A 12,158-nucleotide genomic window follows, 5' to 3' on the forward strand; every position below is an offset into this window, starting at 1 on the left:
GCGACCCCAGCGACCACACACCCCGTCACCGCACCGCACCGAGGAGGAACCGCCGTGGGCAACCCCATGGAGGACCGCATCGCCCAGTCGATGGCCCAGTTCGAGGAACGCCGGGCCCAAATCATGGATCTGCAACGGGAGTTCCAGACCGCCAGCGTCACCGTCACCGCCAAGGACCGGTCGGTCGAGGTGACGGTCGACGCCCAGGGCAATGTCACCGGGCTGCGCTTCCCCAACTCCAAGTACCGCAGCCTGCCGCCCGCCGAACTCGCCGCCGTACTGATGCAGACGATGGGCGAGGCCCGTACGCAGGTACGCCAGCAGGTCCTGGAGGCGTTCCAGCCCCTGAGTGGCCGGAAGTTGGGAGACGGGCAACCCCTGAACTGGGAGAGTCTGTTCGGGCCGCTCAAGGAGGAGGGCATCGCCACTCCGCCGGTCCGTCCGCCCTCGTCCGGCGCGTCCGCCCGCTCGGGGCTCGCCGACGAGATCACCGAAGACGACGACAAGGACAGCCGATGAGCGAGCTCAAGGCCTCGACCTACCACATGAAGACGGGAGCCGTCACGACCGGTGACGTCTCCACCTACGTCCACGACATGATCGCGGACTTCCGCGAGGGCACGCGGGGCTGGTCGGAGTACGCCGGGACCGAAGAGATCGGCGCGGCGTTCCGCAAGCAGTACGAGTCGGCCGGAGTGCTGCTCCACGACGCGGTCATCGCCTACGGCAACGCCGTTGACGCCAGTGCCAACACCGTCTTCGACGGCGCGAACAGGCTCCAGCACACGCAGAACCACGTGAACGACACGATCGGCCGTCACGGCGGGAAGAAGTAGCGCCCCATGGCGATCCAGGTACCCAAGGACATCGTCCCCTTCATGGAAGTGCTGACAGGCATGAAGATGCCCGACGGCAATGAAGACAAGATGTTCCTGCTCGCCCAGGTGCACCACGAGCTCAGGCAGAGGCTCGAGGCGTTGCCCCAGATCCTGAACGACTGTGTGAAATACACCGCGAGCTCGTTCACCGGACCGGCGGCGAAGCAGTACCGGGACGCCATGGCGCCCTTCATCGACGGTTCGGGCATCGACTACATCAAGACGATGTCCGGCCAGGCCGCCATGATCGCCGAGTTCACCTCGGAGGCGGCGACCCAGATCCAGTACGTCAAGTACATGATCATCGCCCAGTGCATCGAACTCCTGCTGGAGATGGCGATCGCGCTGGCACTGGCCTTCATCACCGGTGGCGCCTCGATCCTCGAATACCTGGCGGGGGAGGCGGTCGCCACGTTCTTCATGCAGAACATGATCGCCCGCGTGATCGGCATGCTGGTCATGCACGAGGTCATCAGCATGGGCATGGGCGCCGCGATGGACAGCATGGTCCAGTGGATCCAGCTCCTCGAAGGCACCCGCGACAAGTTCGACACCGAGTCGACCATCCAGGCCGTGAAGTTCGGTGCCATCCAGGGCCTGATCTCGCTGCCCATGGCGCACCTGGGCGGCCTGTTCGGCAAGGGGCTCGGGAACCTCTTCGGCAAGAACGCCAAGAAGGACATCACCAACATCATCACCAACGCCGGCGGCAACAAGGCGCTGGGCAAGGACCTCGGCGACGTCCTGGGCGGCGCGTTGACCAGGGGGAACGGACCCCTCAGTGAGGCGGCCAGGAACGCGCTCGTCAAGGACGTCGGCAAGGCGTTCGCGGACAACGTGGGCACCAGTGCCGAGAGGGCCCTGGCGCGCGAGGCCGGCGAGAAGTGGGCGAAGGAGCTGTTGGACAACTTCGGCAAGGCCGGGCTGCCCAAGGCGCTGCGCGGCACGCTGGACTCGCTGGAGGGCGTCATCAGCGCCGACCTGATGAAGGCCCTGACCAAGGGCCTGCCGGACAACCTGGCCCGTGACCTGCTGCGCAGTTTCGGCAATCACCTGGGCATGGCGGTCACCGACGGTGTCACCCAGGTACTGGCCGAGGGCACCTACAACGCCATCTTCAGTGACCAGCACAATTTCGAGAGCACATGGCTGACCTTCGGGTCGGGCGTGGTGGGCGGGCGGCTCGGGCACCTGGCGAACGCGGGCGGCGAGCACCTTGGCCTCAAGCTCCACGAGAAGGCGTTCGGCGCGCCGCCGGAGGCTAACGCCGCTCCTCCGAAGGCCGGTTCGGGAGCCGGCGCGTCGACGACGGAGTCGGTGGCCGAGGGCGGCACCTCCACCACGGCGGAGGCGTCCAGTACCGAGGCGGAGAGCGAAACGAACCTCTCCGAGCTGGTCATCGACGAGGTGACGGACTCGGACTGGGAGGCGTACTGGGGCGCGGCGGACGAGGAGACGGAGACCTCGAACACGCCGAGTACCGAGGACCACTCCACGACGGCCGAAGGCGCCCCCGAAGCGCCGACCCCCGTCGTCACCGCGCCGGCCCCTGTCGTCACCGCGTCGGCCCCACCCGCGTCCGCCCCGGCTCCGGCCCCGGTAACGGCCGGAGCTTCGGCGGGCGGCGCCCGCCCGGCCACCGCGTCCACGCCAGGCAGCGGCACGACGGAGAACAGGAACACCACGCCCTCGGAGGCATCACCGAGGAAGGTCGCCACGAGCGACACCTCCACCGCACCGGAGGCCACCGCCCCCGTCCGTCCGGCGACCGAATCGGAGACGGGCTCCGAGACGGGCTCCGAGACGCGCTCCGAGACGGGCTCGGAGACGGGCTCCGACGAACACTCCGACACCGGACCGGACAGCGACGGAACCGCACCGGTCCGGCCGGCGACGGAATCGGCGACCGAAACGGAGCCGGGCCCCGGGACCGGCTCCGACGCGCACTCCGACACCGCATCGGACGGCGAAGGCCTGCAGCACCTCGTCGTCGACCCGGACCCCTCTCCCGTGGCCACCGCCTCCTCTGCGGGGAGCCTGCTCGGAGCCGCCCCCGAGTTCACGGCCAGCACCACTGCGGCGCCACCCCCTCCGGCCCGGACCCCGCTCACCAACACCGGGCGTTGGCAGATCGCGGACGGGAACCAGTCGTTCGTCCCGCACACGGAGTCGGCGAACGTCCGGCTCATCACCCCCCAGGGTGATGTCATCGGTCTGACGCCGCGCTCGGCGGAACAATGGCTGGTCGACTCCGGGATCGAGGTGAAGAGCGGCGGAATCGTCAACGCGCTCGACGGCTTCCTCTACCGGGCCGACTCCACCCAGCACGTCTACGCCCAGGGCGACGCGGCGCGCTTCCGCAGGGACCTGGCCGAGTGGTCCACCACGACGCACACCCATGAGCAGGGCATGGTGCTCGAAGCGGTCTCCGAGCTCGCGGGGAAGATCAAGGAGAAGTATCCGCCCGAGGACAACGTTTATCTCGGCCTCGGCCGCAGCCCGGCCGCCGTGATCGCGGCGCTCCAGGTCGCGGGCGTGACCGCGTCGTCGATGCCGCTCTCCGACTTCCGCCCGGGGCCGTCCGACTTCACGTCGATCCACTACGCGGCGTCCATCCCGGCGGTCGGCGATCCGTCGCCGCCGCCGACCATCAGGCAGCGGGAGATGCTGTTCGAGCACTTCAAGGAGTTCGTCCCGGAGCTTCCCCCGGGCAAGGACCTGGTGCTGATCGACTACACCCAGAGCGGCCGTTCGCTGTTCGCCGCCGAGGGGCTGCTCGGCGAGTACTTCACGTCCATCGGACGCGACGACGTCACGGTCAAGGCTTTCGCCATCCACCAGGACATCGACGGCAGGAACATCAAGGGCACCTACGACAAGATCGCCCGGCCTCGCGGCGTCTTCGAATTCGACGCCTACGTCAACACCGTCGCCCGGAAGGAGTGGGCCAAGAACGTCGAGCTGTTCTCCCTGCCACCGGTAGGGCTGGAGCGGAACAAGGAGTCGCTCGTCGGGGACGCGTTCAAGAACGAGGCGTTCGACGGAATCGCCGAATTCGACTCCTACAAGCTGCTGTCGGCCGACCCCGAGAGGTTCGAGGCCGAGCGGCCGCGGCGCGCGGACGGCGAGTCGTCCGACGGCTACCACGACGTGCTGAAGCGTGCGATCGACAAGACCCTCGTGGCCACCGAGACCGACACCACCAGCACCACCACCCGCCCGACCCACACCCCCACCACCGGCCCTACCCACACCCCCACCACCAGCTCCGACGACGGCCTGCTCGGCGCCGCGCCGCCGCCCGTCCGGCCCGGCGATCCGCGCATGGTCTTCAACGATCCCGCGCACGAGCAGGCGCAGGCGCAGATGCTGGCGCGCGACTATCCGTGGCTGGGGGACGTCAATCCGTACCGCGACAGCATCGAAGAGGCCCGCACCAACTGCTTGCTGACCGCGATCGCCACCGACCTCTCGCTGGCCGAGGGCGAAGGCCACCAGGCCCCGCCGAGCGAACTCAGCCCCGCCGAGCACCTGGCCAACTACCGGGACCGCCCGCCCGTGACCGTACGGTCGTACGAAAACCTCACGGCGACGCTCCAGGCGGCCGGGCCGGGCGCGCGCGGCATGGTCGTCGTCGGCAGCGGCGGTGAGCGCGTGGCTCACGTCTTCAACGTGGTCCACGACGCCAACGGCATCGTCTTCCTCGACGGTCAGACGGGCCGCCTCGCCGATCTCCCGCCCGGGCCCGACCGGCTGGAGTTCCTGGCCACGCACGGGGAGTTCGGGCCGGAAACGGGCCCGTCGGCGGAGACCGGTCCACTCGGCGGCAAGAACGGGACGGGCTCCTGGACGGAGAAGCTGCCCGACCCCGGACAGTGGGTGGACACGTCGAGCCGGCGCATGTCCGGGCGCTCGCCGGACCTGGTCGCCATCGACAGGGCCCTCACCGAACACCATGCCGCCGACCCGGCACAGCACCTGAACACGCTGGGCACCTTGCAGCAGGCCATCGAGGGCTGGCAGACGTCGAAGCGCGCGTTCGTCGGCGCCGACGTGGACAACCCGCGTGCGGGCGCGGTCGCCGACCTGCTGCGGTCGGTCGACGAGGAGCGCCTGCGCCTCACGGAGGCCTCGCGCGGCCGGGTCGAGGGGTACGGCAAGGCCCTTCCCTCCGTGGCGTACGACCGGGTCGCGGTCTACTCCGCGGGGGCCATGACCGAGACCGACGGAAGTTTCACCGGCGATTCGGCCGCCCTCCACGAGGCCGCGAGGCGGCGGCTGTCGGCCACGATGCCGACCAGGCCCACTGAGGTCGACATCCGCATCGAGATGCTGAGCGGACGGGTCGAGCAGGCGTACGCCGAATTCGACGCCCACCGCCAGGGGCAGGAGGAGGGTCTGCTGGGAGTCGTCACCGCCCCCGAATGGTTCTTCAAGCGGCCCGAGATCCCCTTCACCCGGGGCGAGAAGGAGATGATCACCACCGCGATGGTCGAGCTGAGCGCCCGGCACCCGGGGCTGCTGATCGTGCCGGGCTCGACGGTATGGTCCGAGCCCAACGGGACAGGGACGGTCCTCAAGGCCGGCACCTCCGTGGTGCTCAACGGCCGGCTGGTGCACGAGACGACCAAAGTGGGCGAGGGATCGGACGTCGTCGGCTACGGCCCGAACAAGGACGTCCGCGCCACGCTGAGCGAGTCGGACAGAGCGGCTGCCGAGCAGCTGAACGAAGCACGCCGCAACGACTTCGTCGCGGCGGGCAGATCGGTGACCGACAAGGCGTTGTTCACCGTGGGCAACCGTACGATCGCCCTTGAGATCTGCCTCGACCACCACAACAAGCGTGCCCTCGCGGAATGGGAGGAGGGCAGGCCGAAGGCCGACATCCAGATCGTCGTCGCCCACGGGATGGCCCTCAAGAACTCCGTGCTGACCGAGGGCGGGATCGCCGTGTTCAACGACGGGAACGAGCTCCCCGGCGCGGACGGCGCCCTGCGCGAAGTCCATGTCATGGACGACAACACGAGGTTCGGAGCGGCGACGCTACGGGCGAAGCTCAAGACCCGGAGCGAGATCAACACCCTCGGCATGGGCGTCTACCCGCTGCCCGAGTCCCGGACCACCACCACCGCCGCCCCGGACACGCTGCTCGGCACCGCCTGGAGCATGAGCACGCTCTCCTCGGAGCTGCCCTCGTCGCTCGCCGACGACGCCTTCCGCGCCATCATGGGGGACAGTGACCGGACCACCGGCTCCGACCGGCCCGGCGGTGGTCTCCGGCGTCCCCACACCCCCGACCTCGACGAGCCGAACCCGGCCAAGCGCCCCTATACCGACGCGCCCCAGGGCGACCGGGGACTGACCGGCCGGGGCCTCCTCCCGCCCACCCCGGAGCAGCATCAGGCGGTCATCGACCACGTGGCCTCCCTGGACGCGCAGGGGAACCGGCCGCCCGACGTCACCCCGGAACTGCTGCGGTACATCGACCCCAGCGGCAGCCGTACCAACTGCCTCGAAGCCAACCTGGCGCTCTGGGACACCCTCGACGGGCACCCCCGCGCCGCGGGCACGCTTCCCGAGGCCCAGACCGAGCGGCGGGCCGTCTGGGAGCTGTCCAAGAGCGAGGGTCCCGCCTGGCACTACGGGCGCGGACCACAGGCCGTGGAACAGGTCGTGTCGCTCGTCCGCGCGGGCGGCCCCGGTTCCCGCGGCGTCCTGCTGGTGGCCGAGGACGGCAGGATCGGCCACGCCGTCACGGTCCTGCACGGCAGCGACGGCCGCCTCCAGCTCGTCGACCCCCAGCAGCACACCGTCCGGGACATCCCGGACTCCGGCCCCGATCTCCGCCTCCTGCCCGGCGGCGACGGGTCGCAGCAGAACGTATGGGCACACGTCCGCGACGGCGGCGGCGAGTTGCTCAGGGGCGACGGCCGGTACGACGAGTCGCTCTACCACGACCGCGACACCGGCGGCCCGGCCCACGAGTTCGGAATGCTGCCCGGAGGGGAGGGCGAGGGCCTTCAGCGGATCTTCGACCGGCGGCCCGTCGTCGGCCTCCCGGGGTGGGGTGAGATCGCCTCGCGTTTCGAGACGGACGTGGCGGCCCACGCGTACAAGCTCAGCCGGGGCACAGGCCCCGACCTCGACGTCGGGTCGCCCGTCACCCGGGCCCTGGCGAAGCTGAGTACCGTCCTCGACGCCTTCCACGGCCCCGCGCCCGACACCGAGACCGCGCTGAAGCCGTTCCTGAAGAACGACGCCGGAAGCGCCGGCCAGATCGCACATTCCGATCTCGTCCCCATCGAGACCCTGACCATGCTCACCCAGGGGAATCCCCGCGAGAAGTTCACCGCCTTCTACAACGCCGCGTACTACGCGGCCGGCAACTCGAACACGCCGGAGGTCCGGGACTTCAAGAAGGTGCTGCTCGGGATCATGCAGTCGAAGGACTGGGCGAAGGCCCGGGACCTGGGACTCGACGACGCGGCGTTGAAGAGCTACAGCGAGCACCTCTTCTCGTCCACCCAGAAGGCCCTCCACGCCGCCGTGAGCACGGCGTCCCCCGGGCAGGCGCACCTCTTCGCCCAGGACCCCTTCGCGCTGGGGAATCTGATCAGCTTCAAGGACGGCCTGTTCGGCGATCTGGTGGAAATGACCCTCAGTCAGATCTACCGCAAGGCGCGACCGGAGCTCGACCAGCACTGGGGGGCCGGAAAGCTCACTCCGACGCATCTGCGGGCACGTGAGGCCGAGCTCAGCGCACGCGAGTTGCGATTCCTGTCCGAACACCAGGAGCTGACCCGCGGCCTCGGGGTCACGATGGTGGCCCTGGACCTCGCGAACGTGCACCTCCTTCCGGACGGGCTGCCGGACGTCGAGAGGATCCGCGCCGAGAACAGCACAGCCGACCGCCCGGTGATCGACGTGAAGTACCGTGCCGAAAGGGATCCGGAAATGCCGGGCACCCTCGACTCCCACTACACCGTCCAAGAGGTGCAACTCCTCTTCGAGGAGAAGGTACAGACGACATCGCGATCCGCCGACCTCCCTCCGGGCGCCGAGGGCCCCGAGTTCCCGCTGCGGTCCACCGGCGGCGAGGCGTACTACTCCCTGGACCCCGACTCGCAGTGGACCCGGGACATGGCCGGCCGCGGCCACCCGGTGATCGCCGGGCTGTCGGGCACCACGACGCGCATGCTCAGCGCCTTCAGCTGGCTCAACGTCGACGGCACCACCCAGGCGGACTTCGTCGTCGGTCTGATCGGCTGGATGCGCCTGCACAACGACCATTCGCTCTACGAGATCCTGCGCGGCGCGGACATGGCCGGTTTCGAAGGCACCGGTGGCCGCACCTTCGACCTCACCGACGCCGCGTCCATGTACCGCAGCCTGACCGCGCTCGGCCCGGAGTTCGACATGGCCGCCCTGCGTGACATCGCGGGCGGTCAGCTGAAGATGCTGCCGCACGAACGCGTCTACTACGAGCACGCGCTGGACGACGGATTCAAGGCCCTCGGAGCCGACGAACGGAGGCTGGCGAAGGACGTCATGGAGGCCATGGAGCTCGAGAAGAACGCCCTCGGCAGCTCCGGGAACGACGTGCTCCACAACTGGCTGACGGCTCACGGCATCACCACACCGGACCGGTTCGCCCAGTTGGCGACGGACTTCACCGAGGCCCACGCCCTGGCACTGGTCGCCTACACCGGCCCCAATCACCAGCTGATCAACCTCGCCATCGAACGGAATCTGAGTGCCGACGGCAAGCTGCCGGTCGTCGACACCTTCGCCCTCGCGGCGCGCCATGTGCTCGACGGCATGGTGGAGAAGGCGCTCGCGAACGAGGCGCTCGAGCCCCCGACGCTCTTCTTCGACGCCGTGGTGGACGCCCAGTTGGTCGCGTACGACAACGCGACGGCGGCAGCCGACACCGTTGCCGCCGACGCAGCCAAGGCCGAGATCAACAGGCTGCTGGACGAGCGCATGCCGGACATCGTCAAGGAGGCCAAGCTGCACGCCGACATGGCGGCCGAGGCCCTGCGCGTCCTGCCCGGCACCTCGACGGGTACCTTGTACCGGGGCGACTGGGCGGCCGGCAACGAGTCCACGCCTGCAGGGGTGTTGGGCATGCTGCCCCTCACCTACTCCGGGGACACCATCACCACCAAGTCGCTCGCGAGTACCAGCTTCGACGAGGACGTCGCCCTCGGCTTCGCACCGGACAAGCCGATGGCACACCGCGTGCTCCTGGAAATCACCCCCAACGGCAACAACGGGCGGTCCATCGCACCCTTCTCCCAGATGGCGGGGGAGGAGGAGGTCCTGTACATGCCCGGTGCCACGTTCCGTGTGATATCGCGGGCATGGACCGACAAGTTGGTCTCCGAGAACGGAAATCCGCCCGTGATGAAGAGGTATGAAGTGATCACGGTGGTGGAGGAGTGAGCAGACGACGCCCCGCGCTGCCCCGCTGGTTCGGCTCCGTAGGCCGCCCCGAACCGGCCCCGCCGACGGCGGCCGGGCGACCGGCGCAGCCCGGCGCGCCCGACAACGACGCGCCCGACGGCGACGCCCCCGACGCCGACCCGCCCGGCACCTACCGGCTCGGCGGCACCGTGCTGCTCTGCGACCCCGCGGCCTCCCCCGAGGAGGCCGGGACGCTGCGCGCGCTGGCCGCCCGCGTGGAGCCGGTGCCCCACATGCCCACGCTGCTGATCGCGGTGCCCGACTCGGCGGCTGACGCCCTCTGGCCGGCGCTGGGTGCGGAGTTGCGCCGGCTCACGGACGAGGGCGGCGACGAGGCCGCGGACGGCGACGCAGTACGGCTCGTCATGTCCGGAGCCGCAGCCGCCCCGGAGAACCCGGATCGGGCCCCTCTCGCCCAACAGCTGGCCGATGCCTGGCAGATCACCGTGGTGGCGCCGGACGCCCCCGCCGTCGTCACCCCTGGCGGCGCGCTGTTCGTCACGGCACCGGCCACCCCCGGCGGCGGCTGGTGGCAGTGCGACCCCGGCCAGCCGCCCACCGCGCTCGGGCAGCGCCACCCGGCACCCGTCTGGCAGCCCGCCATCGCCCGGATCGGGACGCGGCAGGTCGGCGACAGCGTCGCGGAACAGATACCGGCGGGGCTGCTGTTGCGGCCCCGGCGGGCACCCGCCCCGGCGCCGGGCGACCTGGCCTTCGCCGTACCGGCCGACGCCGACCGCCCCACGCTGCTGGTCGGCAGCCCGGACCACGAACCGGTACCCGCCGAGGACGTCGCCGCCCTCCTCAGCGCGCTGCCCGTCTCCTCCCGACGCGCCCTGCGACTGGCCCCTGCCGACCACCGCGACCTGCTCCCGACCGCGCGAGCGGTGGCGGACTTGCTGGACGACGAGGTCGAGGTTCTCACCGGCCTGCCGCTCGCCACCGCGCAGCGCACCCAGGTGCTGGTCTGCGCGGCCGAAGGCACCGGCACATGGCGTCCGTTCGTGGAATCGGTGTCCTGCCGGCCCGTACGGGAGAACGGCACGCGGCCGGCGGACGAACCGATGTCGTGGCGCACTCCGCCCGTGCACGCGTCCCGCCCGACCGGAGACGGCGGCCTCGACCTGGGCGACGGGTGGCAGGTACGGCTCACTCGCTGGGGCCTGTGGTTCGCCGCGAGCGACTCCCCGCCGCTCCCGGACCTGGACACCCGCCCGGTGAACGCCGCGGCGCCGGTGCTGGCCGTCTCGGGCGCGGGCGCGGAGTCCGCCCAGGACGCGACCTTCTGGCCGGCCCTGACCGACGTACTGGACGCGTTGGAACCGGACTTCCGCGAGCTGGCGGTACTGACCGTCGAAGGCCCCCTCCACGCCCGGGACCACCACGCCCTGCGCCGCCTGGCCGCGGCCCGTCAGGTCACCCTGTCCCCGGCCGCCCCGGCCGGCCCCGGTGAAACGCCCGCCCCGGACCTGTGCCCGTTGGCGGAGGCCGGCGTCGGCCCGGGCGCGGGCCGAGACCCCGGTCGGCCCTCGGCACCGGCCCCGGCTCTCGCTCCGCCATCGGTCTCGGCTTCTGCTCCGGCCCCGACTCCGATCACGACCTCGTCATCGATGTCGGTCCCGCTCCCGGCCACGACGGCCGAGGCCCCGTTCTCCCCGTTTCCGGCTGCCGCCGAGCCCATGGCCGTCGGGCCGCTGATCGTTCCCGGTGTTGCGCGCGGCGGCGTCCCGCTTACGGAGGTGCCGGCGACCCCGCATCCGCGTCCGCAATCAGGTGCCACCGGCGCGGTGGCCGTGACGAGCGACGGTCCCGTGCCCGCGCCCGACCCGGCGGGCACGGGCGGGGAGTCTGTGCGACCTGCGGCGACGATCTCCTGGCCCGTTCCCGCGTGCACGGCCGACCACCGCCATACGTTCCGCGAGTCGGTCGGCAGTCGATGGGAGCGCCACACCGGCGCGGTGTCGCGGGCGATGATCCACATGCCCGCGCTGCGGACCAGGGACGAGAACGCGGCCAAAGCCGAGTTGGTCGCCGCGCACCTGTTTCTGTCGTCCGGGGACGAGGACGCCTTCGGGGCGACGGCGCTGCGGGAGGGAATGCGGCAGGGCGACCCGGCCACGGCGGCGTACTGGGCTTGCCTGAACGCGGGTCTGCGCCGCCTGCCCGCGTACCGGGGCCCGGTGCTGCGAGCCTGGGAGCCGGACACCGACCCGGTGGCCCGGCAGGAACCGGGCGGCTGGATCCTCGTCGAGGAACCCGTCGCCGCGTTTCCCGTGGCCGTAGCCGAACCGTTGCTGCCGGCCGCGCTCGGGCGGTACGCCATCCGCACCACCTCGGGACGCCGTACGGGCGCGTTGTTCGGCGGCGCGGACGCCGCCGGCGTGCCCGAGCGGATCGTCATCCTGCCGGGCACCCGGTTGTACGTGTGCGCCGCGTACCCCGCCACCGGCGAACTGCCCGCTCGTCTGTTGCTCAACGAGACTCCGCCCGGCGCCACCGGTTCCGGGCGGAGCCTTCCCGCCGCCGACGCCCTTTCCCGGCTGGAGGACGCGGCATGCCGGGGAACCGTCGTCCCGTCGGCCGCCGGGACCTGGCCGCGGTACTGCACCGGCCACCTCGGCTCGTACCTCCCAGCATCACCGGCCTCCGCGCCGGTGACCACGAACACCCTGGAAAGCAGGTCATCGCAATGACGACATCCGCAGCCGGCCGACCCGGGACGACCGGGGGAGACCCGGTGTTGCACGCAGCCGCGCTCCCCGTCGTGAGCGGCGATCCGGGAGCGGGGGCCCTCCCCGGCGCGGCCAAACCCTG

Annotated in this window: 4 protein-coding genes; all 4 read left to right on the forward strand. The window is 70.9% G+C overall.

The genetic code is table 11. From position 1 onward, the window contains the following. The first annotated feature begins 54 nt into the window (after nt 1-54). Genes ACFCZ1_RS35005 through ACFCZ1_RS35020 form a run of 4 tightly spaced genes read left to right on the forward strand, consistent with a single transcriptional unit; the run spans nt 55 to nt 12,037 of the window. Nucleotides 55-519, forward strand: coding sequence for a YbaB/EbfC family nucleoid-associated protein (locus tag ACFCZ1_RS35005; RefSeq protein WP_376682322.1), 465 nt, complete (start codon nt 55-57; stop codon nt 517-519). Beyond that, nucleotides 516-836, forward strand: a complete 321-nt coding sequence (locus ACFCZ1_RS35010) for a hypothetical protein (RefSeq protein ID WP_376682323.1) — start codon at nt 516-518, stop codon at nt 834-836. Before ACFCZ1_RS35005 ends, ACFCZ1_RS35010 begins: the two co-directional genes overlap by 4 nt. 6 nt (nt 837-842) lie before the next feature. Continuing rightward, nucleotides 843-9,323 carry a toxin glutamine deamidase domain-containing protein gene (locus ACFCZ1_RS35015; protein WP_376682324.1) on the forward strand — a complete coding sequence of 2,827 codons (8,481 nt, stop codon included), beginning with the start codon at nt 843-845 and terminating at the stop codon, nt 9,321-9,323. Next, nucleotides 9,320-12,037, forward strand: a complete 2,718-nt coding sequence (locus tag ACFCZ1_RS35020; RefSeq protein WP_376682325.1) for a hypothetical protein — start codon at nt 9,320-9,322, stop codon at nt 12,035-12,037. Before ACFCZ1_RS35015 ends, ACFCZ1_RS35020 begins: the two co-directional genes overlap by 4 nt. Nucleotides 12,038-12,158 lie beyond the last annotated feature (121 nt).

Origin of the sequence: Streptomyces sp. NPDC056224, from assembly GCF_042267665.1 — a bacterium.
In the GTDB taxonomy this organism is placed as follows: domain Bacteria; phylum Actinomycetota; class Actinomycetes; order Streptomycetales; family Streptomycetaceae; genus Streptomyces.

Excerpts from the sequence above, each read along its gene's own strand:
- ACFCZ1_RS35010 (WP_376682323.1), top strand. The coding sequence starts at position 516 with ATGAGCGAGCTCAAGGCCTCGACCTACCACATGAAGACGGGAGCCGTC.
- ACFCZ1_RS35015 (WP_376682324.1), top strand. The coding sequence starts at position 843 with ATGGCGATCCAGGTACCCAAGGACATCGTCCCCTTCATGGAAGTGCTG.